Raw genomic sequence first — 26,386 nt, forward strand, 5'->3', positions numbered from 1 at the left:
ATGCGGATTAAAGATAAGATGAAAGGTGAAAAATCCCAAAGCCTTACTCCAGTCTTTTAAGTCTGCTCATCAGTGGGGGATGGGAGTAATTCACGAATACATAAAGGGGATGCGGGTCGATATTGGACAGTGTTTTTACAGATAAGGTTTTGAGGGCCTCAGCCAGCGGCTGTCCGGCATAAGTAGATTTGGCAAAAGCATCCGCTTCAAACTCATTTTTACGGCTGAGGTAATTCATCAAAATGCCCAAAACGGTGGAAATGGGAGAAAAAAGCATGGTAAATCCGATGATGTTCAGGTGAATAGCCATTTGATTTCCCCCCAGGGCATAACTTATCTGTTCACTAAAAATAAAAAGAGAGAGGATGTACAACATGATTCCAGTTTGTAATATTCCCGTGATCATCCCGGTTCTGATATGGCCTTTTTTAAAATGGCCGATTTCATGGGCAAGTACAGCAACCAATTCCTCAGGGGTATGTTGTTCCAGCAGGGTATCGAATAAAACGACTTTTTTTCTTTTTCCGAAACCCGAGAAAAAGGCGTTTGCCTTAGAGGACCTTTTGCTCCCATCCATAATAAAGACATTTTCCAGGGGAAAACCTACAGACCTGGCATACGCCATAATCGTGTTTTTAAGTTCCCCTTCTTCCAGAGGAGTAAGTTTATTGAATAGGGGGAGTATCAGCCCGGAGTAAAACATGTTGACAAACACCATAAAAAGGGCGGCAATTATCCAAAATATCCACCAGAAATCCCGTCCAATTTCCAAAATCAGCCAAACCAATACAAAGAGTAAAGTTCCGCCGACAATGATGGATAAAAGGTAACCTTTGATTTTATCAGCAAAAAAAGTTTTCACGGTGGTTTTGTTGAACCCAAAGTCCTCTTCTATTTTGAAAGTATGGTAATAATCAAAGGGAATAGACAAAATGTCTGAACCAATAAAAAGAATCCCGAAATAAACTATGGATAAAGGGATGTGGGATAGGCCGAATTGCCGGAGGCATTCATCCAGATAGCCAAAAAAGCCAAAAGCAATAAAAATCAGGGTAAGTATAAAACTAAATCCACCTGTAAATAAACCAAAAGTATAATTGGTTTGCTGGTATTTTTTGCTTTCCTTCAATTTATCGGGACTCAGGTATTGATCCAGTGTCTGGGGAACGTCCCCGATCTTTCGGCTAATGTTTAGGTAATTGATGGTTTTATCAAAAATGAAAGTAAGGGTAATGATCCCCATCAAAAGGTATTTTATAATTTCCTGGTCCATGTTGCAAACTTATTAAAATTTGGGACAAGGAAGAATGGTATCTCTTTTTCTGGGTGCTCCGGGATTGCTTGGAGGGAAAATGTAGGATATGCTGATTTCGTGGGCTCCTCCTGACTGAATGCCCAATTGAGAAACGGTATAATCGAAACTGTAACCCACATTTAAACCAGATGGCAGGTTGAAGCCAACCATCATCACCAGGGCGTCCCGGTTACTTTGGTTTTCTATAGGTTTGTAAGGCAATCCCCTGTACCAAAGGCCAAAAACAATGGGTTCCATATATATGTAGGCACCCAGATCCAATTGTTCAAAAGGACCTTGCCGCTTGTAATTGATGGTAGGCGTAAAATACCGCTGTTTGTAGGTATGGGTAAAATCCCGTCTTGGCGCACCTCTCCCAAGAGAAATCCGGTAACCTGTATGAATGGAATATTTGATGGGTAACCTGCTGATCCCCTCCTCAATAAAGCTTTGATTGGGTTGGTTGACATGATGCGTGGAGAGACCAAACCAAAAATCTTCTGTAAAGATCAATCCCCCGAAAGACAGCGATAACAGGTTTACGGGTTCACCGAAGCCTTGCAGGTCATTGCCGGGTAGTATGGGGCCAAATGGATCCGAGGGATTGATTTGGTTGGCAAAGACGAGATTTTCGTAAAAGCCGATATCCCTTCGCATATAACTGGCCTGAAATCCCGGTCTAAGGTACAGGTTATCGGCCATTTTTAATTCGTAAGAAAACAGGCCTGAAACATGAGTAGATCTTAAACCGGCAGCACCTTCCACGTCGTTGGTTACCAGAAATCCGATTCCTGTATTGTATTCTTCTACAAATGTATCACCATAAGCGGAGAAAGTCGTAAAGCTGGCCTCCAGTCCGGGCCATTGGCTCCGGTAATTGACACCCACCCTTGTGGCTATTTCTGATCCCGCAAATGCAGGGTTGAGGTACAAAGGAGCTGCATAGTATTGACTATATTGGGGATCCTGCCCAAAAGAGGTCAATGCAACTAGCATTCCTAGTAGCGTTAAAAAAACTGGATTTAATTGTGACTGAAACAAAGATTTATTCGTTTATTGAATACCAAACAGTTTATAAACGTTTTGCTGCTTCCTTGGGTATGTAAAGCAGCGTGTAAATTATGAAATCTAACTATTTTAACACCATATTTGATTTTATTTTTAAAGCAATATTTTTATTTATTGGTCTGAATGTCCCCTTGATGGGTTATACTCAGGGTTTTAATGACAATGAGTGGATATTTGGATATTGTGAAGGGGGAGAAAACAATTACATTTCTTTTGGAAAAGATGGGAGGGCTCAGGTTGCCACCCTTCCCGGAAATATTACCCTGGGCAAGAATAACGCTGCCATGGCCATTGACCCCATCACTGGAGAAATTCTTTTCTACACAGACGGCGCACTGGTATACAATTACCTCAATGATGCCATGCAGGGAGTAGTGGGTGAGTTAGGGGGAATGGAAACTGAGCGACAGTCAGTAGCCATAGCCTCTTTGGATTTTGATCCAAACCCCGGAGGAGCAAAGGAATTTTATATTTTTTATATCAGTCCGGCAGGGCAGCTGGAGTACAGTTTGGTTGACATGAACGAACAGGGGGGTGCCCCTTCGAATCAGCCTCCTGCAGGGACAGTTTCTGCGGGTGGCACCATTGGCAATGCTACAGGAGCCATTTTGGTAGTCAAATCGGGAAGTTCCCCAAATTATTTATTGAGCGTTGAGGAGGGAAATTTGATTTCCCGTAGGTTGGAAGACTTGCAGGGTGAGTTTACAGAAACAGCATCTTTGCCATTGGATGCAGATCCTGCATCCATATTTTTTGATGAAGCGTCTGAGACCCTTTACCTGATACCAGAAGGGACGGGTGAGGATATTCTGGCTGTTCCTTTTGATCCGGATTCAGGGATATTTGGAACTCCGGAACCCATTGAAGGTACGGGAGGAGCTGATTCGATAGGAGGGGTTTCTGTTTCTCCGGAGGGAGATTTTTTGTATTACTCCCGGGGAGATGAGTTGTTCCGGATTTTTATCAGTGAAGAGGAGATTGATCCTGAATTAGACCCAGCCGAAATTCCTGACACCGGGCCGGTCACGCTACCCCTGACCAATGAGATTCATCGCATTTACGACCTCAAATACGGGCCAGATGATCAGCTGTATTACATCTATGAAGAAGTTGAGGGAGGGCCTCAATACGTAGGGAGGGTGACCAATCCTGACGAATGGATTCTGGCAGGAGTGGATATAGAGGAATTACCCTTTAATGGTACAGACTTTTGTGGTACGGTTTTCCCCCAATTTGCACCTACCGCAGATGTAAACCCTATGGCAGATTTTACCTGGCAACCCGAAATGCCCTGTATGAACAATCCCCTTCAGCTTACCAGTATGGTTAGTCCATTGAACTACCAACCGGTAAGTTTCGAGTGGGAGATCTTGCCTCCACTTACAGATGAAGAAGGCGAAGAAATTGAAATGGATCTGAATGCGGAACACCTTCTTCTGCCCAGGGACGCTACCTCCGAACAACAAGTCACTGTAAATCTAACTGTTACCTATGCCAATGGCGAAACCAGTAATGTAACCAAAAACATAACATTTACTGAAAATAACCTTACTGTTCAGTTTAATCCTGCCGATACCACCCTTTGTGACCCTTCCTGTCTGGATCTGATGCCATTGGTGGAGGCCCAGAGTGGTGAAGAAGGTGGTGGTCAGGGTGGCGGACAGCCAGGCGGACAACCAGGTGGGGGTGGAGGTATAGGAGGTATACCCGGGATAGGACAACAACCCGGAGGAGGCCAGGGCCAACAACAACAAAACTATGAATACTTTTGGTCGAATAAGCGGGAAGAAGGTTGGGGGCCAGAAGCACCAAATGAAATTTGCAGACCCGGATTTTATTGGGTGCTTGTACGGGAGCAGGGATCCAGTTGTTACGCCTATGCCAGCATCCGGGTGAAAATGTGGGATGTGGAAGACCAATCTAACAATATCTGGTACTTTGGAGATGGTGCAGGCCTGGATTTCAATCCTGATCCTGACGACCCGGATGCCCCAACACCCAGGCCAATAGAAAACCCTCATCCCCAAAATATTCCTGCAGGAGTCACCACCGTTTCAGACCAGGCTGGTCAGGTGCTTTTTTATACCGATGGCCAAACCGTATGGGACCTGAATGGCAACCCCATGCAAAACGGAGAGGATATAGGAGGGGATAACCTCTCTACTGGTAGTGTGCTTGCAATTCCAGTAGCTTCAGATGAAACTTTATATTACCTATTTACTACCCAACAGGGTGCGGGTGGTGAAAATGAGGTAAAGTATTCCCTGGTAGATATCAAAGGGGATAATCCTGACGGTATAGGCAATGTGGTCACCAAAGATAATTTTTTGTTCAGTCCGAGTACTGAGCATGCCACGGCCTTTAATTCCGGCGATACTACATGGGTAGTATTTCACGAAAAGGGCAATGATACCTTTAGGATGTATCCCGTTTCCAGTGAAGGGATTGGTCAGCCTGTTTTTAATTCTATTGGCGGCAACCATGATTTTGGGGACGGCATCGGGACGATGAAACTATCCGGTGATGGCTCCAAACTGGCTGTTGCCTATTCAGAAGGAGGCACCAATAAGGTGGATATTTTCGATTTTGATCAAGGTACAGGTGAATTGGAAATATATGCAAGCCTGGATTTGGGTAGTGATGGAGATATCTATGGATTGGAGTTTTCCTCGGATGCAAGCAGGATATTCGTTTCTTACAGAAATGGTGGCCCGGGAGTGGAGGAATTTTACATCCAGGAAACAGAGGCAGGAGATGAAGATGATCCGGATAGCCCGGACACTTCTGCCTGCTCGGAATGCTTTGTGAATGCAACGGATCAGGATGCCATTGAGAGCTGTATTATTGAAAGCAGAGCTACTGTGTCAGGCACAGGTGGTCTGGATTTAGGAGCGGTTCAAATTGGTCCTGACGGTCAGATATATGTGGCAGTAGTAGGTTCAAACCAGATAGGACAAATACAAATAGGGTCCGGCTGTAACCCTTCTACCTTTAACCAGAATGCGGTGGATGCCATGCCCGGAACTACCAACCTGGGGCTGCCTTCTTTTGTCCAAAATTCAGGCAGCAATATTCCCGACCCCAGTCTGAATGGTCCTGACAGACTTTGTTTAAGTGATGAAGAAGGGGCTGTTGGATTGTTTGAAGGGGGAGGAGAACCGGATATAGACACTTATAACTGGACAATTTTCAACGAGGATGGAGAAGTGGTGGATGAATTCCTAAATGGAGGAGAGGAGTTTCAGGACCTGGAGTATGCATTCGATACGGTGGGTGTATTTACCGTTCAGTTGGAAGTAGATCGCTGCGGAACCCCATGGGAAGAAGTTTTTTCCATGGAGGTGGAAGTGCTGGCTTCCCCTGAAATCATCCTTCCTGATGAAGTGTCCCTTTGTGGTGACACAAAGAATTTGGTGGCTGTGGATCCGGAAGATCCACGCTTGTCTGAATATGAATTTATCTGGGAGAATGCAGCAGGGGAAGTCATTGGAAATTCCAATGAACTGGAAGTGACAGAAGAAAGTATTTACACCGTAACGGTATCTTATGCCCTGCCGGCTGGTGCGGATGAAGAGGTATTTGAAACCTGCCCGGTTACCCAATCGGTTTTCGTTGGTCCTCCCTTTGAATTTGAATTGGAGCAGTCTGCAGAAGAGGTTTGTTATGGAGAGAATGTTACCTTCAATCCGGACACGCCTGTTTCCGGACTATGGTCCATAAGGCCTTCGGGAGGGGGCGATTATGAAGTGTTGGGAGATACTCAGGAGCTGGAAATCAATACCGGGGATCTGGAGGGGCCAGGATCATTTGATCTCTTGTTCCAGGCCCGGGACCCGCAAGACAGCACCTGTACGGTGGAGAGAACAGCCAGTTTGTTGGTTAACCCCATTCCCGAATTTGCAATTGAAGCTATAAGTCCTGCTCAAAGTTGTGATATAGGGGACGGTAGCATTCTTTTGGAAGCGGGTACTCCTTTGGACAGTTTGGTGTCTGAGGATACAGATGAAATTTTCCTGAACCTTCTGGCGGGTGAAGAAATTGAGTTCACTGCTCTTGCACCGGGTACTTATACTTTTACGGCTTATTCAGGCGGTTGTTCTGGTTCCCAGGTGGCGGTAATCGAAAATGCCAGCCCTCCTTCAGATACAGTTTATGATGTTGAAGTTGCTCCTGAATCCTGTACGGCAAATGGTGTACAGGAGGGTGCGGTATCCATTTTCTTTAACAATGGGCCAGCCTCTGGCAGCTATCGCATTCAAAACCTGACAACAGGAGAAGCATTTGAAACGACTTTTGCAGGTGAAGACAGTATTCGGGTGGATTTGCCTCAGGGGGAATACCTGGTGGAAGTCACAGATTTGGGAGGCTGTGCAGTTCCTGATCCGGAAATATATTCCATTGGCACCGGAAATGAGGCTGAGGTAGTTTTGAGTAGTCCGGGTTTATGTGGGGGTGTCTTGAGCACCGAAATCATTGCGGAAGCGGATTTTTCTCAGGTTGAGCAGATTGAGTGGTATTATCAGGTCGGAGCCGGCAGCACACGGATTGTGGGAGAATCGGACTCTGTTTTGGTAGTGGAAAATCCGGGTACTTACGAGATTCGTTTGCTTAGTTCAACAGGATGTCTGCTTGGATCGGAATCCATAGAAATTATTTTTTCCGATGCCATGCCCCCTGTACTGTTGGATAATTATGAAATATGCAATTCAACTGGGGATTTGGTTACCCTGGATGTGGGGACCTGGGCATCTTATGAATGGTACAGGGATGAGGTGCTGGTTAGCGAAGAACCGGTATTTGTTCCTGAATTGGCCGGTTCCTACGAGTTGAGGGTTATGGATGAAGCAGGCTGTGATTTTACCATAAATTTTACTATAGAAGAAATTTGTGATATCGACGTTAGGTTTCCCAATGCCCTCAGACCGGACGATCCAAACAGGAATTTCGTAATTTATACCCAGGGAGAGATAGACACATTGGTAGTTTATATCTACAACCGCTGGGGAGAATTGGTTTATTTTTGTGAAGAGACCAATGTAGCTGAAAACGTATCCGTATGCAGTTGGGATGGAATAGTTAATGGAAAAAAAGTACCAGTGGGAACATATCCTGTGGTTGTGAAGTTTACCAACGAAGAACAAATGATTGAAAGAACCTTAAGAGAAGCCATTGTAGTAATAGATTGATGATGATAGTATTGATTTCACCCGCAAAAACACTGGATTACAGTACCACAGAAATAGGATTGACATCCCAACCAGCATTTCAAAAGGAAACCAAAGAACTGGTTGGGATTTTGAAAAAAAAATCAAGTAAAGCGATACGTGAACTCATGCATGTGAGTGATAATATTGCCAGGCTGAATGAAGAACGGTATCAGCAATTTGGGGATGAATTTACCATTGAAAATTCCAAACAAGCTCTTTTGGCATTTAAAGGAGATGTTTACACCCATATAGATGTGGATGCTTTTTCGGAAGATGAATTTGCCTTTGCCCAGGAGCACCTCAGGATATTATCCGGACTTTATGGATTACTACGGCCTATGGATCTTATTCAACCATACCGCCTGGAAATGAAAACAAAACTAAAGAATAAAAAAGGAAAGGATTTGTATGGTTTTTGGGGAAATAAAATAACCGCCGCTTTAAATGAAGCAGCAGCTGGAGCGCCGATTATTAATCTGGCCTCAAAGGAATATTTCAAATCAGTGAACAGGAAAGCACTGAAGACCAGAGTAATTGAAATTGTGTTTAAAGAATTTAAGAATGGGGATTACAAAAATATAGGCATTTTTTCCAAGCAGGCCAGAGGGATGATGACTGATTTTATCATCAAAAATAAAATCGAAAATCCGGAAGAATTGAAAACATTTCATCAGGAGGGATACGAATTTGCTGCGAATAAAAGTGGAACTGACGAGTGGGTTTTTGTTCGCTAATTGAAGAATTAGCTATTGGAAAAGGCAATAAATTCAGGGAAGCAAAAAACTGGTACCATATATGTTATCCAATTCCCTGGTCTGATTAATTTTACCTGATTTATAAATTTTGCCAAATATGTCGGTGCCAAAAAAGTTTGCAACTGCTTTATTTGCTGTATCCATGGTACTGCTTTTTACCATTGGTATTACCTCCATGAAAATACCGGCATCTTTGCGTTTAGAACCAAACCTGCAAGGTCCTGAAGGGGTCTGCCTGAATGGTGCTTTTGCCTACGGGGACTTCTCTGCTGGCGGTGATCCGGCCACAGACCGGTATATATGGAGTATACAGGATGCGTCGGGGTTTGAAGTTTTCTACGAGTCAGGAGGGGCTCAGGCTCAGGAAATTTCCTTTCCATTTACCTCCACCGGGGTTTTTGAAGTAAGCCTGCGAGTGATCCGGGGAGATAATCAAAACTATTACCAGGAAACCCTTTCTGTAAGTGTGGAAAGAGGGCCCTCCTTTGTATTGCCTACTGATGTAGTTTTTTGTGGTAGTGATCCGGTTACGCTTCAGGCATTGGATCCCAGTGATCCAAATTTTTCCAGATACACCATTGAGTGGCTGAATCCTGCAAATACTGTTTTGGGCACAGGAAATACTTATATCGCTACCGAACCAGGAAGGTATTACGCCAAAGTGAGTTCGATAGCTTGCGAAGCTGTGGCGACTACCTTTGTCGGTCCTTCCATAGCGGTAAATGTGGTTTCATCGGCTCAGGTGGCCTGTTTGGGCAGTACTGTTAGCTTTCGTCCTGATGCACCTTATCTGGCTTCCTGGGCTTACAGTAAAGATGGTCAGGAGGGAAGAACTTTTATTGAAAATGCCTACGAGTTAAATCTGAATACTGATAATCTGGAGGGATTGGGTAAATACACGATTTTTTTCAGCGTGGAAGATCCTGAGCGGCCAGGTTGCAATGTGGAGAAATCTTTTCCCCTTGAAATAAGGCCCGCCCCGGATTTTACATTAAGTAAAATAAGCGATGCTGAAAGCTGTGCCATAGGGAATGGCGTTTTTGAGATTACCGCCAATACTGCCATTTCATCGATTACCATTTCTGGAGGGCAGCCTGAAACCATCAATCAAATTTCTGAAAATGGAAAACGGACCATCACAGACCTTGATCCCAAAGTCTATACCGTCACTGCAACCGTTGGTACTTGTACAATAAGCAAGTCCATAAGCATAGAAAATGAAAACCCTGATGAAGGTATAGATTTTGAGGTGAGTTCATCTCCCTCCAGTTGTACTACTTCCGGTGCAGGAAGAGGCCTGCTTCTTTTGGATTTTAAAGGCCTTTCGGTTTCAGGCTCCTACCGGATTTCCTCAGAGAACGGAGACATCTTTCAGGATGATTTTCAAAATCAAACACAAATTGAGGTAGAGGTGCCTAAAGGGAATTACCGGGTAGAAGTAAGTGATAACGATGCCTGTAGCAGCACAAAATCGCAAGTTTATGAAGTGGAGGGGCCCAATCAGGTCAGTTTTTCTGTCCCTTCCACGCTTACAGTCTGTGAGCGGTATGAGCTTGTGCCACAAACAGGACAGGACCTTAGCTTTACTTTAATTGATCCGGCCGGCAATGAAGTCAGTCGGGAAGGTAATGGGAGTTTCGCCATTGATCAAACTGGAAGCTACAGGCTTACTGGCATTCCGGCAGATCCCAATTCCCCTTTATGCCCCAGGACAAGGAGCCTGGAAGTCGTTGTTAATGAACCACTGGAATACGATTACAGCCAGCGTGTTATTGATTGTTTTGGAAATCAGATTTTTACTGCAGAATTGTTTGATAATAATCCCGGAGACGTGATTATTCGGTGGATGTCAGCAGATCGAACCATATTGGGCAGAGAATTGGAGTTTTTCCCCCCTACTACTGGTACATTTTTGTTGGAGGTTCAACCTCGGTCGAGCAGCAGTTGCCCCGTGAACCCTATTTCATTTGAAGTGAGTATTCAGGCCAATGAGGGCTCGGTTTATATTGAGGGATCCCCCTTGTGCAGTGGTGATTCTTTTACCCGGTTGCAGGCCGTCGTTTCCGGAAATCCGGACAACAAGGTGGAATGGTATAAGATTGATCCTGAGTTGGGTAATACCTGGCTTTTTGAACTGGATGGTCAAATGGAAATTGAAGTCGAAGAACCCGGCGTTTACGAGGTTGTTTTGAGAAATGATATAAACTGCAGGTTGGAAAGTGCGGTATACGAAGTTGCCCAATTTGAGGCGCAAGCCCTTGATTTGGCAGACAGTTATGTTTTGTGTAGTGCCGAAAATATTAGTCCTACCATATCACCGGGAGAGTTTGCATCTTATTCCTGGTCTTTGGAGGGAACAATGGTCAGTGATACCCCTAGTTACAGACCCACTTCGCCCGGAACTTATGAACTTACGGTCATTGACGATAATGGCTGCGAGCAGGTAGGGTCCTTTGTGGTGGAGGAGGGATGCGAGGTATTGGTAAGGTACCCCAATGCCCTTATCCCGGGAGATCCTCAAAGGGATTTTAAAATATTTGTTGATGAAGATATAGATTGGGTAGAAATATTTATTTACAACAGAAATGGAGCTTTGGTTTATCACTGTGAAAGCCAGAATGAAGGTGGATCTCTTTCGGTTTGTCTTTGGGATGGAATGGTAGACGGGAAACAAGCTATTTCAGGTAGTTATCCGATGGTTGTTAAATACAGGAGTGAGGTTTTGGGTTTGGATAAAACCGAGAAAAGATCCATTACGGTTATTGGTAATTGATATAATTGGGTGGCACTATTTTTTGGAGTCTGAGGTAGACGATCATCTGGCCCCTATGGTGGCTTACATGGTCTGCCAACAACAGGAGGAATTGTCTTCTGGTGCGCGTAAAATCGGCATAGCTTCCTTTTTCATTTAGTCTTTCGGGATCGAAAGTAGCTATCAATCGTTTTGCACGATCGAATTCCTTTTCGGCTATCCGAATCATTTGTTGCTTGGTTTTTCCTTCGGGTTTAAATTCTTCCCACCGAATGCCAGCTTCCCGGCCATCAAATTTGCTAAAGGCATGCCAGTCAATAATCAGAGCCACATGCATTAATTGTTCCGCAAAATTCATCCCTTCTTCATAGACTTTTTCATGGTATTTATCTTCAGGCATGGCTTCTGCCACGGCAAGAAAATATTTTTTGGAATTCTCCCATCTTTCCAAAAAATCCCTAAGAAATGGATCTTCCTGTCCAATGCTCATAAAAACCAAAGCATTCATCAGGAATAGGATAAAGGTCACTTTAACTTTCATGATTATATTTGATTATTGCACACCATTTGTTTTAACATTGGTTATTTAAGTAATACTTTAAATCCGCAACATAACACTTTAATCAACTGATTAATCGGGGTAAAAACCTGTCAGGTTTCATCCACTCAAAGTTTGCTGTTGGATGAATATCAATATAAACCTGACAGGTTTGCGGATTTTGGATAATAAATTAATTGAAAATAGCAATTTAAGCTTACATTTAATAATTGGAGATCATGAAAACATTTTGGGACGAAAGGTATAAAGCTGAAAAATATGTCTATGGAGAAACTCCTAACGCATTTTTGGCATCAAAGCTGGCTGGGCTGAAACCGGGAAAAATATTATTACCGGCGGAAGGTGAGGGCAGGAATGCCGTCTTTGCAGCCAAATCCGGCTGGGAGGTGCAGGCTTTTGATTGGAGTGAGGAAGGATTAAAAAAGGCAGAAAAGCTAGCAGATAAAGAAAAGGTACATATTTCCTATCAGCTGGGTGCCATGGAAGAAATCCACTACGAACCTGAAACCTTTGATGCCCTGGGCCTGATATTCGCTCATTTTCCGGAAACAAATCGCAGGGTTTATCATCAAAAACTTAGTGATTTCCTAAAACCGGGAGGATATTTAATTTTGGAGGGCTTCAGCAAGGCCCATCTTCAGTTCAATACGGAAAATCCGAAGGCCGGAGGGCCAAAAAATGAAGGAATGCTTTTTTCACTGGAAGATATTCGAAATGATTTCCCAGATTTTCACTGGGAATTGCTGGAAGAAGTTCAGGAAGAACTGAAAGAGGGAGAGTTTCATGTAGGGAAGGCAGCTTTGATCAGGGCATTTGGAAGAAAGAAAAAGACCAATTAATAAATGAATGGTATGAATTTACTTTACAGGCGAATTAAATTGCTTTATTTCTTATTTCTACTGGTTTTTTATTCTTGCACGGGGCAGCATGGATATGAAAATGGAGAAACGGATTTTCCCTATGAAGAATGGACGATTGAGGACTTCCGTCAAGGTTATGAAGACGGATCCCTTTCAGTCAGGGAAGTGGTGGAGGCTTACCTCAAACGCATTGCCGAGATCGACCAGGCAGGCCCGGAATTACAATCGGTATTGCAGGTTAATCCTGATGCACTGGCTATAGCTGATTCACTGGATCAATTACGCATTGAAGGCAATGTTACAGGGATTTTATTTGGGATACCTGTATTGCTTAAAGATAATCTGGATACCCACGACAAAATGGCCACTACCGCAGGCTCCAGGGCATTGGCAGGCTCTATGCCCCTGAAAGATAGTTTTGTAGCCAGGAAGCTACGGGAATCTGGAGCAGTAATTTTAGGGAAGGCCAATCTGAGTGAATGGGCCAATTTCAGGGGGGAACTTTCCAGCAGTGGTTGGAGCGGGATTGGGGGTCAAACCAAAAACCCGTACTACCTGGATAGGAACCCTTGCGGGTCAAGTTCCGGATCAGCAGTGAGCGTTTCGGCTAATTTATCGGTTCTGGCGATAGGAACCGAAACGAATGGATCCATCGTCTGCCCTTCCCACGCCAGTGGGATTGTTGGTATCAAACCTACTGTTGGATTGGTGAGCCGTTCAGGGGTGATACCTATTTCTTTTACCCAGGATACCCCTGGTCCAATGGCCAGAACAGTCAGGGATGCAGCTATAGCCCTGGGGTGTCTGGTAGGAGTAGATCCTGAAGATGAAAAAACCCTGGCCAGCGCAGGAAATTACCAAAGCGATTACCTGCCATTTCTGAAGGAAGATGGGTTAAAAGGAAAAAGAATTGGTTGGTTTAAAGGACCTTCAGGCAGAAATTTTAAGGTGGATCAGCTTATGGAAAGGGCCGTAGCTCAAATGGAAAGTCTGGGAGCTACCATCGTTCCTATAGAGCAGGTTGAACCTTCAGGGACAGGTTCACATTCCTTTGAGGTGATGCTGTATGAATACAAGGATGGTTTAAACCGGTATTTTGCTGGTTTGGGACCCAAAGCTCCTATAAGGAGCCTGGAAGATTTGATAAGCTTCAATAAGGAAGACAGCATTGCTCTGGAAAATTACAATCAGGTTTACCTGGAGCAGGCGCAGGAAAAGGGGGATCTGACCGACCAGGCTTATTTGGATGCCCTCAGTTCATTGAATCGGATGAGCAGGGAGGAAGGGATAGACAAGGTACTTCAAGCCCAGGGACTGGATGCCATTATTGCACCTACGGGAAGCCCGGCCTGGAAAACCGACCTGGTAAACGGTGATAGCTTTCAACTGGGAAGTTCCTCTCCGGCCGCCCATGCGGGTTATCCCAACATTACCCTTCCCATGGGATTTGTGGGAGGCTTACCTGTGGGGATTTCCGTATTTGGCACAGCCTGGTCTGAGCCGACATTGCTGGAAATAGCTTATGCCTATGAACAGGGTACCCATCACCGTAAACCTCCCAAATTTATTAGCGGGACCCATTGAAATGGTCTTTCATCGGAATATTTCACGTGTACTTCTCTTAATTTTTCGAATTTATTTGGTAAACTTGAGGAAAATAACTTTTGATATATGGTACATGTAGATTTGATTGCAGGGGCAAGGCCCAATTTTATGAAAATTTCTCCCATCATTGATGCCATTAAAGCAGCTTCGGGAGAAGGAAAAGCGATAACTTTTCGGCTGATCCATACCGGGCAACATTATGATAAGAACATGTCCGGCAGCTTTTTCGAACAACTGGGAATACCTGAACCAGACGTAAACCTGGGTGCTGGTGGAGGAACCCAGGCGGAGCAAACAGCAGCCATTATGATTGGCTATGAAAAGTTGCTGATGGAATCCGGCAAGCCTGACCTTTGTCTTGTAGTAGGGGATGTAACATCCACCATGGCCTGTGCCATTACTGCCCAAAAGCTGCACGTAAAGGTTGCTCATGTTGAAGCTGGCATCCGGTCCGGTGACTGGTCCATGCCTGAAGAGATTAACAGGATGGTAACCGATAGCATTACCAATTATTTTTTCACTACCTCTGAAGTGGCCAACCAGAATCTCAGGGATGCGGGAATAGGCGAAGAAAGGATTTTCTATGTCGGAAATACCATGATAGATACGCTGCTGAAGCACCGGCCAAGATTTCAACAACCAGAAGTCTGGAGTGAATTGGGCCTTGAAGATGGCAAATACCTGGTCATGACATTGCACCGACCGGCCAATGTGGATCAGGAAGAAAAGCTAAAGGATTTGATTCAGAAAATTGTTGACCATACCCTGGATTTACCACTGGTATTTCCAGTTCATCCCCGGACAAAGAAGATGCTGGAACAGATAGGTATCAGTCATGAAAGGTTACATATGATCGATCCTTTGGGATATCTTGAATTTAATTACCTGGTTGAAAGATCAAAGGCAGTAGTAACTGACTCTGGAGGCATAACCGAAGAAACTACTGTGTTGGGGATACCTTGTATGACACTTAGGGACAATACCGAAAGGCCGGAAACCATTACCCAGGGTACAAATGAACTGTTGGGGACCGATCCCAAAGCCATCCCACCCGCTATGGAAAAATTATTTTCAGGCAACTGGAAAACCGGTAATGTTCCTCATTTATGGGATGGACAGACGGCAAAAAGAATTGTTGAAATTTTACTTGAAAAATTGTAAAAAGTTTAAAAAAACATTTTAGCTCTCAAACTTGCCCTTTCTGACAATAGAAAATCATTTCGTTTTCAGGGAGGGCATGTTTTTTCAGGAGGTCTTGATGCAGGGTTTTCACAAATGCATTTTCAGATACGTTTAGTCCCGATTTACTAAGTCTAAGGGCATAATCCCGTCCATATTTCCTTACATGGTCACTTTGCCCAAATACTTTTTCACGAATGGATGGATCAGTAATGGTAGGATCCTCCAGGGTTTGTGCTAAATCGTATACCGGAGATTGTAAAATACCCCATCCTCCCGGTTTTAATACCCGCTTAATCTCCCTGCAGGCTTGCAGGTCGTCTGAGACATGTTCCAATACATGGTTACAAAAAAGCACGTCAAAGGTATTATCCGGAAATGGAATCTGATGAATATCCATTTTAACCTGAGCCAAAGGTGATTCCAGGTCTCCTGTAATGTATTCCAGGTTGGGAAGTTTTTTGAACCTGTTTAAAAAGCATAACTCTGGTGCGACGTGCAGAACCTTTAGTTGTTTTTGAAAAAAATCTGTCTTTTCGGTCAGGAAAAGCCACATGAGCCGGTGTCTTTCCAGCCCCAGGCAATTGGGGCAAAGTGCATTTTCACGAGCTACTCTCCCGTAGGGTAGGAACTTGCGAAAACCAAGGCCGCAGATATTGCATTGAACTTTATTTCCCCTGTAAAATACAGCGGCCATTCTCAAGAATACATGGCTGAAAAGCTGCAGGTATTTTCTTGGGATATGTCTGATGGTCCAACTGATCAATGATTTCATGTGTTTATAATCGTCTCTAGGTTGCCACATGGAATCTCGCATGGTTGTTAGTCATCCCAGTGTGTGACGGCTACGTCATGCTCGATTTCATCTGTTAATAATTTGTTTTTATTAGGTCATACCATGTCCCGGACCAAAGCGCGGGGAAGCCTGAACCGAACTTGTTTCGGGGATTTTTTTAGTGGAAGTTTCGCATTTTGGATAATCATTGCTTTAGGTGTCCCTTGGGTTAGGCTCGACTTCATTAGGCAAATATAACCGGAACCTTTAAAAAGCACCTATAACTATTATAATTCATTTATTGTTAATGTCCATGCAGGAAAAATGAAAAACGAATAAAATAGGTCGTTACTTACATTTTTATTTCAATGGCCATATAAAATGCTCATTGGAAGGTTCTTCAGTGATGAAAAGCTTATATTTGTATAATTAAATTAATATATAATGAAAAAGAATCTAATATATGTTGCGATTGGTAGTGTGGTCGTAATCGGAGCTTTATATTTTTTCTTTGCCTCCGGAAGTGCCGGAGTAGAGAATAATATTCTGGCCAATGTGAATAAGGGAGAGTTTAGGGTAGAGATCACCACTTCAGGTGAATTGGAAGCACTTCGCTCTGTTCAGGTTTTTGGCCCGGCAGAAGCCAGGAGATTTCGAATAGGAAACTTTACCATAGACAAGATGGTGGATGAAGGTACAGTAGTCAAAAAAGGAGATTTTATCTGCTCCATTGATAAAACTGAACTTTTTGGCCGATTGGAAGACCGAAGGCTTGATCTGGAGCAAACCAAAGCACAATATGAGCAGATTCAATTGGATACTTCCCTAAACCTGCGGGTGGAAAGAGACAATATTCTCAACCAGGAATACATCGTTCAGGAACAGGAATTGATTCTGGAACAATCCCAGTTTGAGCCACCTGCTATTATCAAGCAGAATGAGTACAATGTAGAGAAAGCAAAACGAGAGTTGGATCAGGCAAGGGAACGGTACAGGATTAAATCCCTGCAGGAAAAAGCCAGAATGCTGGAAATAGCCGCCAAATTAAGGGAGGATCAGCTGGAAGTAGACCAGATGGTAGAGGTATTGGATAAATTTGTTGTGACGGCCCCACAGGATGGTATGGTCATTTATGTTGATTACAGGGGAAGTAAAGTGAAAGAAGGATCTCAGATCAGTACCTGGAATCCTGTAGTGGCCACTTTGCCAGACCTTTCTACCATGCAAAGTATTACCTATGTAAATGAAGTGGATATCAGAAGGGTAAAAGTCGGACAAAGGGTAGAATTGGGAATGGATGCTTTTCCTGATAAGAAATATACAGGGGAAGTGACCAAGGTTGCCAATGTGGGTCAGCAAAGACCCAACTCCGATGCCAAAGTTTTTGAAGTAATTATCGAAGTAAATGAAAGTGATCCCATGCTAAGGCCGTCCATGACCTCCAGTAATGCCATTATAGCAGATCAACTTAATGATGTAATATATGTGCCTTTGGAAGCCGTCAATGTTGAAAATGACAGTATCAATTACGTATACCTACGGAATGGGGTTAAACAGGAAGTATTGTTGGGATTAACCAACGCCAATGATGTAGTTATTGAAAAAGGATTAAATGAGGGGGACTATGTTTATTTAAATACCCCTGATTGGGGAGAAAATCTCGCTGTAAATTTATTGGAAGAGTTAAATGGGAAAAGAAATCAGGATAGTCAGGAGGAGGAAGAGCCGATAGCAGCGGCTAATTCTTCCTCTTCCTCTACTTCTCGTTCTGTATCAAAGAATTCCACGCCTTGATTTTCAGTTTGTAAAAGACTGGATTCAAAAATTCTAGAAAAATATGTTTAATGAAAGGCTGTTGGCCAACTTCTACATCGCATTTGAAGCGGTTTTGGCCAATAAGGTACGCTCATTGCTTACGGCTTTGGGGATCATTTTTGGTGTTGCGGCCGTGATTGCCATGCTGGCCATAGGCACCGGGGCACAGCAAGAGATCATGGAACAGATCAAACTTGTGGGTGTGAACAACATCGTGATCGAACCCGTGGTCGAGCAGACGGAGGAAAAATTAGATGAAAACAGCAATCTGGAGAGGGAAAAAAGTAAATTTTCCCCTGGGCTCAAGCTAGATGATGCGGAGGCAATTCGTAAAGTTATCCCCGGAGTCAATAGAATCAGTCCCGAAATAGTATTGGATACGTATATTGTCAAGAGTGGGGTCAGAAGGTCCGCCAAATTGGTCGGTGTGAATCCAGCCTATTTCGAAGTCCTTGATTTTGAGTTGAGGGAGGGGAAAATGTTTAGCGAAAAGAATCTGATCAAAGGGGACCCTGTTTGTATTATTGGAAGAAATGTAGCGGCCAGGTTTTTCCCCAATCAAAACCCCATTGGGGAGATGTTGAAAAGTGGCAATCAATGGTTGGAAGTGGTTGGTATTCTGGAAGAGAGGATTGTTTCGGAGTCAAGTATTTCCAAATTGGGGATCCGGGATTTTAACATGGATGTGTACATACCTATTCAGACCATGTTGATCCGGTATAAAAACAGGGATCTGGTAACCGAAGCCCGTCTGAATGATGATGACAGTGGCGGGTCCAGAAATTACCACCAAATAGACAAAATGGTTGTTCAGGTTGCTGAAAGTGAACTGCTCAATCCCACCGCAGAGGTTTTGGCCAAGATGCTGGAGCGGAGACATTTTAATGTGGTAGATTTTGAGATCACCATTCCTGAATTATTGCTGAAGCAACAACAACGCACCCAAAATATCTTTAATATTGTTTTAGGAGCCATCGCAGGCATTTCTTTACTGGTAGGGGGAATAGGCATCATGAACATCATGCTGGCTTCTGTGATGGAAAGAATAAAAGAAATCGGCCTAAGGCTTTCGTTGGGAGCAAAAAAGAACGATATTGTGAATCAGTTTCTATTTGAATCCATTATGATCAGTGTTTCCGGCGGCTTAATAGGTGTGATTTTGGGCATAGTGTTGGCCCATTTGGTTTCTACTTTTGCCGATTTCCCTACTGTAATTACCCTGAGTTCCATTGTATTGTCCTTTGGAGTGGCAGCCACAGTAGGTTTGGTTTTTGGTATCACCCCAGCCAAAAGAGCCGCCAGTCAGGATCCGATAACATCTTTACGCTATGAATAAAACCGCTACGCTATTTCTGGCCATGATATTTTTTCTGGCCATTTTTTCGGTGCAAGGTCAGGAGACCGTAAGCTATACCCTTGAAGATATTATTGCACGGGCGAAGGGCCAATCCCCTGCCGCTCTGCGGGCTGATACCCGAAGGGAGAACCGCTACTGGTTTTATCGGCTGTATCAGTCCAATTTTAACCCCCAGCTGCGTCTTGAAGGCACACTCCCGCAATACTCTCAGGCATTTAACAATGTCACCCAACCTGATGGCACGATCGAATTCAGAGAGGTAAGACAGAACCTGGTGGATCTGGAATTGGGCCTCAGGCAGGTAATCAGCCCTACAGGAGGAATCATTTCGGTAAACAGTTCTACCAATAGGTTTGATAATTTCCTGGCAGCCGATGGTTCCAATCAAACCCGTTGGAGTGGGGTACCTGTAAATATACGGTTGAACCAACCTATATTTGCCTATAATCCCTACAAATGGGATAGGAAGATAGAGCCGATCCGTTTTGAAGAAAGTAAAAGGGAATTTGTGGAGGAAATGGAGGACATCAGCCAGTTCGTTGCTGAAATGTTTTTTGATTTTTTAGTGGCCCAGGTCAACCTGGATATTGCTACCAAGAACCTGGCCAATTCCGAAGCCATACTTCAAATCGAAAGGGGCAGGTACAATATAGGAACCACCTATGAGGACAAGCTATTGCAAGTGGAATTGCAGGTGTTAAAAGCCAAACAAGGGGTGGCCCAGGCCAGATTGGATATGGAAGCTCGTTCACTAAGACTAAAATCCTATATAGGACTGAATGAAACCGTCAGCTTAAATCTGGCGCTTCCAGATGATATCCCCGAATTTGATGTCAATGTGGAGGATGCCATAGAGTATGCTTTTCAAAATCGGTCAGACGCCATCGGGTTTGACAGACAACGCCTTGAGGCACAGGCTGAGGTGGCGCAGGCCCGAGGTGACCGGTTTCAAATGAACCTGAATGCCAGTTATGGATATAATAAGGCCGCTTTGATGTGGGGAGAAATATACAACAACCCCAATACCCAGGCTTTGGTCAATCTAAGTATTCAGGTTCCCATTTTAGATTGGGGCAGAAACAAGGCCAGGATGAGTATTGCAAGATCCAACCAAAAATTAACAGAGTTTGAAATTGACCAGGAAATCATCAATTTTGAACAGGAAATTTTCACCAGGGTTCGGAATTTTATCATGTTAAAAGACCGGCTGGAAATCACCAAAGCCTCGGATGAAGTAGCTGAAAAGAGGTACGAGATTTCCTTCCGCAGGTATCAGAGTGGGAATGTATCCATTACAGACCTGGGCATTGCCCAGGAGGACAAAGATATCAACAGAAGGCAATATATTGAATCTTTAAGGGATTACTGGACAGCTTATTATGAACTCAGGAGACTTACGCTCTATGATTTTGAGAACCAGCAATTGCTGTATACACCGGAGATGAGTTTCCAGGAAGAGTAATTTGTAAATCAGGTTTAATGTGGCCAGGGCCGGGTAATTCTTTCCTTGATGTAGGCTTTATAGGAATTGCCCAGACAGTAGATTCCTGCCCCAAACAGCAGGCTAATGTGGAAAAGTCCGTTATTATATATTCCAAAAATGGAATTTAAAGCAACAATAAAAGAGTCTGTCTGCAATACGTTATCCCTTACCCAGCCGATGGAAAATACTATTCTGATAAAGATCGACAATATGGCCAGGATCCCTCCTGCCAATCCAAATAGGGGCCTTTTATAGTGTATCAGCAAGCCAAAAGCTGCAAAGGTTTCAATTCCAGCCAGTAAAATGGCCCAGAAAAGATTGTATTCCAGAGCACCGATTAATTTTAACTTCGTGAACCCACCAAATAAAAGCAGACATGCCAGGGAAATCCTGATGATATGACCGCCTATACTTTCAGTCTTAAGATATTTCAAAAATTTTTCCACCCTTCAATTTAAGAATTAAACCCAAATAATGCTTAATGAAAGCGTAAAAACTCAAAAATAGGACCAAAGGCCCATAAGCGACATGCCTTTTTTTGGGAAAGGATTTTCTGCTTAAAGAATATGTTATCCCTTACTTTCCCAACTCCTGATGTAGCTCTTCTGAGGATGGTTATATCCGGAGAGTTTGAGAATGGTTTTTTATTTAATCGGGTTGACTGTTTTGCATTAAAATTCCGCATTACCTGGTGTCCTGGGGAACGGAATCACATCCCTTATATTTCCCATGCCTGTAACAAACTGTACCAGGCGCTCAAAACCCAGCCCAAATCCTGCATGGGGGGTAGTCCCGAACCTGCGCGTATCCAGGTACCACCACAACTCTTCCTGACTGATGCCAAGTTCATCCATTCTTTCGGTGAGTTTGTCAAGTCTTTCTTCCCTTTGGGAGCCGCCTACAATTTCACCAATCCCTGGAAAAAGTATGTCCATAGCGGCAACGGTTTTCCCATCTTCATTCTGTTTCATGTAGAATGATTTTATGGCTTTAGGATAATCTGAAATGATGACCGGCTTTTTAAAGTGTTTTTCCACGAGATACCTTTCGTGTTCGGACTGAAGATCGGTTCCCCAATCGACTATGGGAAAGGAGAATTTCTTCTTTTTATTGGGTTTGGAATTTTTAAGGATTTCAAAGGCTTCCGTATAGCTGATTCTGACAAATTCATTTTGGGTCACGAATTCCAGTCTTTGCAACAGACCCATTTCGCTCCTCAATTCAGCTTTTTTCTCTTTTTCCTCTTCTGCAGCCCGGTTGTCAAGAAAAGCCAGGTCATCTTTACAATTTTCAAGTGCAAATTGAATGATATATTGAAGGAAATCCTCAGCCAGATCCTGATTGTCCTCAGCATCATAGAAAGCCATTTCCGGTTCTATCATCCAGAATTCAGCCAGGTGGCGGGTAGTATTGGAATTTTCGGCTCTGAAAGTAGGGCCGAAGGTGTAAATCTCTGAAAGGGCCAGGGCGGCCAATTCGCCCTCAAGTTGTCCGGAGACCGTAAGATTTGTTGCCCTTTCAAAAAAGTCCTCCCCGAAATTGATGTTATTGTGTTCATCCCTGGGAGGGTTTTTAAGGTCAAGGGTGGTTACCTGAAAAGTTTCTCCTGCCCCTTCGGCATCAGATGCGGTGATGATTGGGGTATGCATGTAAAAGAATCCTTTTTCATGAAAATAACGGTGCACGGCAAAGGCCAGGTGGTGCCTGATTCTGAATATGGCACCAAAAGTATTTGTCCTTACTCTCAAATGGGCATTTTCTCTCAGAAATTCCAGGGAATGTTTTTTGGGTTGAATGGGGAATTTCTCGGGGTCTGCTTCTCCCAGAATTTCTATCTGATCGGCCTGTATTTCAGTTTGCTGTCCTGATCCCTGGGAAGATACAATGGAACCACTGACTTTAATGCAGGCACCTGTGTTTGCTTTTTTTAATATATCTTCACTGATTTTTTCCGGATCCGCCACCACCTGGTAATTTTGTATGCAGGAACCATCATTCAGGGCAATAAAAGTTACATGCTTGTTGCTTCTTCTGGACCTTACCCATCCCATTATAGTTGATTTTTCGCCTGCTGAAGCGCTTTCCAGCAAATATTTTATTTTGATCCGCTTGTTAAATGCCATGTCTGATTTTTCTTTTAAAATAAACTACCTAAAAGGATACTTATAAAGTGAATGCAAAAAAACGATATAATAAGCTTTTTATCAAAATTTTGATCTTATTTCCTAAATTTGAGAATTCAAAGGAATTTGAGGCAAAACAATAAGCTCAAATATAAACCAACATTAGGTTAACAAATATATGCAGAAACTGAATTTAAGTCAGATCCTATCTCAAAAACTGTCTCCCCAACAGATACAGTTTATCAAACTTCTTCAGGTTCCCACCGCTGAGTTGGAAACCCGTATTGAAGAAGAATTAGAGATTAATCCAGCATTGGAAGAGGGAAAGGAAGTAGACTCCGACGATCAGGCCGATGATTTTCAGGATTCCGCTGAGAATTCAGAGGTAAAAGAGGATAAAGACATAAATATTGAGGAGTATCTGAATGAAGAGTATGGTGGGTATAAGATGCAGGGAGATGGCAATTATTCCAATGATGAAGAAGAACGGGATATGCCACTTTCCAGCTACTCTTCTCTTCATGAGCAACTGCTTTCCCAGCTCAATTTTTTAAAATTAGATGAGACGCAACGCATTATCGGTAAACAGCTGATTGGAAGCATAGAGAATGATGGATACATCAGGAGAAGTCTTGAGGCCATTATCAATGACCTGGCTTTCAGCCAGAATGTGGAGACAGACCTGGATGAAATCGAAGAAATACTGATTAAGATCCAGGGTTTTGAACCTCCTGGTATTGCTGCCAGAAATTTGCAGGAATGCCTGATCATCCAATTGGAACGCAGGGAAGATCCCCATGAACCTTTGGTCCAGAAGGCAGTTTTTATTGTACAGCATTGTTTTGAGGAGTTTACCAAAAAGCATTACGATAAAATATTAAAAAAGGCAGGGATAGACGAGGAAGAACTCAAGGAGGTCATTCATTTGATTACCAGGTTGAATCCCAAACCCGGAGGGATCTCGGACGGCATGGTCCGGAATCATTATGTGATTCCCGATTTTATACTGACCAATATCAATGGGAAGTTAGAAATTACCCTGAATTCCAAAAATGCACCAGAATTGAAGGTAAGCCGGTCTTATTCAGAAATGTTTAACGCATACGATAAAAGTAATAAGAAAGATAAAAAGCTAAAGGAAACCGTCAGCTTTGTGAAGCAGAAACTGGATTCGGCCAAGTGGTTTATTGATGCCATCAAACAGCGGCAACAAACCCTGATGAAAACCATGCAAGCCATTTTGGATTACCAGCAAGAATTTTTCGTGGATGGAGATGAAACCAAATTGCGCCCCATGATTTTAAAGGATATTGCTGAGCGAATTGATATGGATATATCCACCGTGTCGAGGGTAGCGAACAGCAAGTCCATACAAACAGAGTTTGGTGTATTTCCACTAAAGTATTTCTTTTCGGAAGGTATTGCAACTGACGGAGGAGAAGACGTCAGTAACCGGGAGGTGAAGAGCGTACTCAATAAAATGGTGGAAGAAGAGGACAAAAGAAAACCGCTTTCCGATGACAAGCTGGTTAAATTATTAAATCAAAAAGGTTATAATATTGCCCGACGAACAGTGGCCAAATACAGGGAACAATTGCAGATTCCCGTTGCAAGGCTTAGAAAGGAGTTATAGTGTATAGAAAATTGGCAATAGGGATTTCTGTGGTTTTTCAGCCTCTATTGATCCCCTCATTAATGGTCGTTACTTTATTTTATATTGTACCTGAAGCAACTGTGGTACCTCATGCAGCCAAATGGTCAATTTTACTGCTTATTTGCTTTGCCACTTTTCTGGTGCCGCTTCTGGGTTTATTGGGCATGAGGTTTTCTGATACCATACAGAGTTTTCATCTTTCAGACCAAAAAGAGCGGTTGGTACCTTTTGGTCTTGTGGCCATATTTTATTGTATGACTGCAGGATTCTTTTATTGGAAGCTTAATATTGATGAGCTTTTGATAACGACCCTGGGTATGGTCACTTTTTGCCTGGTGGCTTTGACCTTGGTCACTGTTTTTTGGAAAATCAGTGCACATCAGACAGCCATGGGAGGTTGGGTAGCTTTAGTGGCGGTCTTGTCCATGAAATTTTATTCGGCGCCGATGTTTTATTATTTATTAATGATCATTTCCATCAGCGGTCTGGTGGGGACTTCCAGGTTATACCTCAATGCACATAAGCCAGGAGAAGTCTATGCTGGTTTTGGTTTGGGTTTTGCTATTAATTTTTTTGCTTATTACTCTATTTTACTGGCATAAAAAAAAGCAGGTTTTGACAAACCTGCTTTTGTTAAAAGATTTTCGTTCAGCATTAAAACAAAGCTACAGAGACACCAAAATTAAATTGAGAAGCTTCTGTACCAAAAGGACCACTTTCTTCTTCAAACAAAGCATTCAATCCATAATAAGCCCAAAGGTTAAATCCGGGAAATCCCAGTCTGGTGTAGGCACCATATCTGATGGGACTCAATCCGTATTCCCGGCTATTTTTCACTTTTTGGCTCAGGCCCTCACTATCCGTTACCCCGATTTTGGAGTGGGCATTGTATAAAAACCCAAATTTACCACCTATAGCTACCCTGAAGCCACTGTTGTAATCACTTTTATTGGCATGATACCTGAATTCAATTGGAATATCAAGGTAATTGATGGCCATGGTATTGGTTTCTACCCGGATATTTTCTCCATAGATCTCTGATATTGGAACCAACTGACTGGAGTTCGGTCCTTTAGCGGGATCCGGGATAAGGGTCAGGTTGTCCTGAAATGCCAGCTTTTCCAATCCAAAACCTATTCCGGGATTAAATGTGAATCCTGAATTTGCACCAATTGGCAATTGAGTTTGGTAGTATATGTTTACCACCCGAGAAGCAATGAACCTGGTATTCAGTTCATCGGGCCGGTTATTCAGCATATTGAACCCAAAATCCAAAAACAAATCACCTTTTATGTTGGGTCTCCCTCCTATAGGAGTTCTTTCTTTCTCCTGAGCCTGCAGTTGAAAAGTGAATAGTAAAATAAAGGATATTATGGTAAGTCTTTTCATGTGTTTATAATTGTTTCTTGATGGTCACATGGAATCTTTAACGATTAAAATCATCATTGCCCTGTATGTTTAATGATGATTTTAATCGTGTCGATTTCATGAAAACAATGATTATTTGATCAATTGATCGGCTAAATTATGAAATATTGATTGATTTGGTGTGTTAATCATCTTAATAATTCTTAAATAATTAAGCTAAGGCTTTTTCTGATCTGATGATTTTACCTGAATTTGATCTTTGTAATATAATCAATATTCTTTACCTTTGCATTCCGTTTACAAGAAATGGCCTCGTAGCTCAACTGAATAGAGCACTTGATTACGGCTCAAGAGGTTCCAGGTTTGAATCCTGGCGAGGTCACCATTTGATTTACAGTTCTTTATTTTCAGGGTTTTCTCTGAAGATTTAATCCAGTAAAAAAATTACATTTTTCCCATTGTGAAATGGAAAAAAGATATCATCTTTGTGATCCCAAACGGGGGAATAGGTTGACATGGAGAATTAGGGTTT

Annotated in this window: 18 protein-coding genes and 1 tRNA gene; 12 read left to right on the forward strand and 7 right to left on the reverse strand. The window is 43.0% G+C overall.

Annotated elements, in window-relative coordinates; translation table 11 throughout:
• Positions 1-43: 43 nt before the first annotated feature.
• Both G9Q97_RS14565 and G9Q97_RS14570 read right to left on the reverse strand, forming a co-directional pair.
• Positions 44-1,273: a M48 family metallopeptidase gene (locus G9Q97_RS14565; RefSeq protein ID WP_166148039.1), complete on the reverse strand. Its 1,230-nt coding sequence runs from the start codon at positions 1,271-1,273 to the stop codon at positions 44-46.
• 12 nt (positions 1,274-1,285) lie between these two features.
• On the reverse strand, positions 1,286-2,335 hold the full coding sequence (locus G9Q97_RS14570) for a PorP/SprF family type IX secretion system membrane protein (RefSeq protein WP_166148041.1): 1,050 nt from the start codon (positions 2,333-2,335) through the stop codon (positions 1,286-1,288).
• Between the two features lie 80 nt (positions 2,336-2,415).
• Between G9Q97_RS14570 and G9Q97_RS14575 the strand changes: the two genes are divergently transcribed.
• From G9Q97_RS14575 to G9Q97_RS14585, 3 genes are all read left to right on the forward strand, one after another.
• Positions 2,416-7,548, forward strand: a complete 5,133-nt coding sequence (locus tag G9Q97_RS14575) for a T9SS type B sorting domain-containing protein (RefSeq protein ID WP_166148043.1) — start codon at positions 2,416-2,418, stop codon at positions 7,546-7,548.
• 2 nt (positions 7,549-7,550) lie between these two features.
• Positions 7,551-8,303, forward strand: a complete 753-nt coding sequence (gene yaaA / locus G9Q97_RS14580) for a peroxide stress protein YaaA (RefSeq protein WP_166148107.1) — start codon at positions 7,551-7,553, stop codon at positions 8,301-8,303.
• Positions 8,304-8,421: 118 nt separating this feature from the next.
• Positions 8,422-11,097: a hypothetical protein gene (locus G9Q97_RS14585; RefSeq protein ID WP_166148045.1), complete on the forward strand. Its 2,676-nt coding sequence runs from the start codon at positions 8,422-8,424 to the stop codon at positions 11,095-11,097.
• Here the strand turns inward: G9Q97_RS14585 and G9Q97_RS14590 are convergent.
• Positions 11,084-11,617 carry a DinB family protein gene (locus G9Q97_RS14590; RefSeq protein WP_166148047.1) on the reverse strand — a complete coding sequence of 178 codons (534 nt, stop codon included), beginning with the start codon at positions 11,615-11,617 and terminating at the stop codon, positions 11,084-11,086. The two genes, G9Q97_RS14585 and G9Q97_RS14590, sit on opposite strands and share 14 nt — an antisense overlap.
• Before the next feature lie 236 nt (positions 11,618-11,853).
• Between G9Q97_RS14590 and G9Q97_RS14595 the strand changes: the two genes are divergently transcribed.
• The 3 genes from G9Q97_RS14595 (at position 11,854) to wecB (ending at position 15,261) form a co-directional block, all read left to right on the forward strand.
• The gene (locus G9Q97_RS14595; RefSeq protein WP_166148049.1) at positions 11,854-12,474 is read left to right on the forward strand and encodes a class I SAM-dependent methyltransferase; all 621 of its coding nucleotides are present in this window, start codon (positions 11,854-11,856) and stop codon (positions 12,472-12,474) included.
• Positions 12,475-12,486: 12 nt separating this feature from the next.
• A complete protein-coding gene (locus G9Q97_RS14600; protein ID WP_246255680.1) occupies positions 12,487-14,079 on the forward strand; it encodes an amidase in 1,593 nt (530 codons plus the stop codon).
• 87 nt (positions 14,080-14,166) lie between these two features.
• Complete coding sequence (gene wecB, locus G9Q97_RS14605) at positions 14,167-15,261, forward strand: non-hydrolyzing UDP-N-acetylglucosamine 2-epimerase (RefSeq protein ID WP_166148052.1); 1,095 nt, start codon at positions 14,167-14,169, stop codon at positions 15,259-15,261.
• Between the two features lie 25 nt (positions 15,262-15,286).
• On the opposite strand, the gene G9Q97_RS14610 is transcribed toward wecB, so the two are convergent.
• Positions 15,287-16,054 (reverse strand): class I SAM-dependent methyltransferase, encoded by a 768-nt coding sequence (locus G9Q97_RS14610; protein ID WP_166148109.1) that lies wholly within the window; start codon positions 16,052-16,054, stop codon positions 15,287-15,289.
• A gap of 444 nt (positions 16,055-16,498) precedes the next feature.
• Between G9Q97_RS14610 and G9Q97_RS14615 the strand changes: the two genes are divergently transcribed.
• Genes G9Q97_RS14615 through G9Q97_RS14625 form a run of 3 tightly spaced genes read left to right on the forward strand, consistent with a single transcriptional unit; the run spans position 16,499 to position 20,688 of the window.
• The gene (locus tag G9Q97_RS14615; RefSeq protein WP_166148054.1) at positions 16,499-17,848 is read left to right on the forward strand and encodes an efflux RND transporter periplasmic adaptor subunit; all 1,350 of its coding nucleotides are present in this window, start codon (positions 16,499-16,501) and stop codon (positions 17,846-17,848) included.
• Positions 17,849-17,891: 43 nt separating this feature from the next.
• Positions 17,892-19,205: an ABC transporter permease gene (locus G9Q97_RS14620; protein WP_166148056.1), complete on the forward strand. Its 1,314-nt coding sequence runs from the start codon at positions 17,892-17,894 to the stop codon at positions 19,203-19,205.
• Positions 19,198-20,688 (forward strand): TolC family protein, encoded by a 1,491-nt coding sequence (locus tag G9Q97_RS14625; RefSeq protein WP_166148058.1) that lies wholly within the window; start codon positions 19,198-19,200, stop codon positions 20,686-20,688. The genes G9Q97_RS14620 and G9Q97_RS14625 overlap by 8 nt, the downstream gene beginning before the upstream one ends.
• A gap of 14 nt (positions 20,689-20,702) precedes the next feature.
• Here the strand turns inward: G9Q97_RS14625 and G9Q97_RS14630 are convergent, their stop codons facing one another.
• Both G9Q97_RS14630 and asnS read right to left on the reverse strand, forming a co-directional pair.
• On the reverse strand, positions 20,703-21,143 hold the full coding sequence (locus G9Q97_RS14630) for a hypothetical protein (RefSeq protein WP_222851997.1): 441 nt from the start codon (positions 21,141-21,143) through the stop codon (positions 20,703-20,705).
• Positions 21,144-21,380: 237 nt separating this feature from the next.
• Entirely contained in the window at positions 21,381-22,832 is a 1,452-nt protein-coding gene (gene asnS / locus G9Q97_RS14635; protein ID WP_166148062.1) for an asparagine--tRNA ligase, read from the reverse strand.
• A gap of 178 nt (positions 22,833-23,010) precedes the next feature.
• Between asnS and rpoN the strand changes: the two genes are divergently transcribed.
• Positions 23,011-24,465: an RNA polymerase factor sigma-54 gene (gene rpoN / locus G9Q97_RS14640; protein WP_166148064.1), complete on the forward strand. Its 1,455-nt coding sequence runs from the start codon at positions 23,011-23,013 to the stop codon at positions 24,463-24,465.
• On the forward strand, positions 24,465-25,088 hold the full coding sequence (locus G9Q97_RS14645; protein ID WP_317168763.1) for a PA-phosphatase: 624 nt from the start codon (positions 24,465-24,467) through the stop codon (positions 25,086-25,088). The genes rpoN and G9Q97_RS14645 overlap by 1 nt, the downstream gene beginning before the upstream one ends.
• Positions 25,089-25,140: 52 nt before the next feature.
• On the opposite strand, the gene G9Q97_RS14650 is transcribed toward G9Q97_RS14645, so the two are convergent.
• Entirely contained in the window at positions 25,141-25,875 is a 735-nt protein-coding gene (locus G9Q97_RS14650) for a porin family protein (protein WP_166148066.1), read from the reverse strand.
• A 287-nt stretch (positions 25,876-26,162) separates the two neighbouring features.
• Here G9Q97_RS14650 and G9Q97_RS14655 point away from each other — a divergent pair.
• Positions 26,163-26,239: transfer RNA gene (locus G9Q97_RS14655), tRNA-Arg, on the forward strand.
• The last annotated feature ends 147 nt before the right edge of the window (positions 26,240-26,386 follow it).

The organism is Cyclobacterium plantarum (genome assembly GCF_011290685.1).
Lineage (GTDB): Bacteria > Bacteroidota > Bacteroidia > Cytophagales > Cyclobacteriaceae > Cyclobacterium > Cyclobacterium plantarum.

Coding starts and splice junctions, on each gene's coding strand:
- G9Q97_RS14565 (WP_166148039.1), bottom strand. CDS start 1,273: ATGGACCAGGAAATTATAAAATACCTTTTGATGGGGATCATTACCCTT.
- G9Q97_RS14575 (WP_166148043.1), top strand. CDS start 2,416: ATGAAATCTAACTATTTTAACACCATATTTGATTTTATTTTTAAAGCA.
- yaaA (WP_166148107.1), top strand. CDS start 7,551: ATGATAGTATTGATTTCACCCGCAAAAACACTGGATTACAGTACCACA.
- G9Q97_RS14585 (WP_166148045.1), top strand. CDS start 8,422: ATGTCGGTGCCAAAAAAGTTTGCAACTGCTTTATTTGCTGTATCCATG.
- G9Q97_RS14590 (WP_166148047.1), bottom strand. CDS start 11,617: ATGAAAGTTAAAGTGACCTTTATCCTATTCCTGATGAATGCTTTGGTT.
- G9Q97_RS14595 (WP_166148049.1), top strand. CDS start 11,854: ATGAAAACATTTTGGGACGAAAGGTATAAAGCTGAAAAATATGTCTAT.
- G9Q97_RS14600 (WP_246255680.1), top strand. CDS start 12,487: ATGAATTTACTTTACAGGCGAATTAAATTGCTTTATTTCTTATTTCTA.
- wecB (WP_166148052.1), top strand. CDS start 14,167: ATGGTACATGTAGATTTGATTGCAGGGGCAAGGCCCAATTTTATGAAA.
- G9Q97_RS14610 (WP_166148109.1), bottom strand. CDS start 16,054: ATGAAATCATTGATCAGTTGGACCATCAGACATATCCCAAGAAAATAC.
- G9Q97_RS14615 (WP_166148054.1), top strand. CDS start 16,499: ATGAAAAAGAATCTAATATATGTTGCGATTGGTAGTGTGGTCGTAATC.
- G9Q97_RS14620 (WP_166148056.1), top strand. CDS start 17,892: ATGTTTAATGAAAGGCTGTTGGCCAACTTCTACATCGCATTTGAAGCG.
- G9Q97_RS14625 (WP_166148058.1), top strand. CDS start 19,198: ATGAATAAAACCGCTACGCTATTTCTGGCCATGATATTTTTTCTGGCC.
- asnS (WP_166148062.1), bottom strand. CDS start 22,832: ATGGCATTTAACAAGCGGATCAAAATAAAATATTTGCTGGAAAGCGCT.
- rpoN (WP_166148064.1), top strand. CDS start 23,011: ATGCAGAAACTGAATTTAAGTCAGATCCTATCTCAAAAACTGTCTCCC.
- G9Q97_RS14650 (WP_166148066.1), bottom strand. CDS start 25,875: ATGAAAAGACTTACCATAATATCCTTTATTTTACTATTCACTTTTCAA.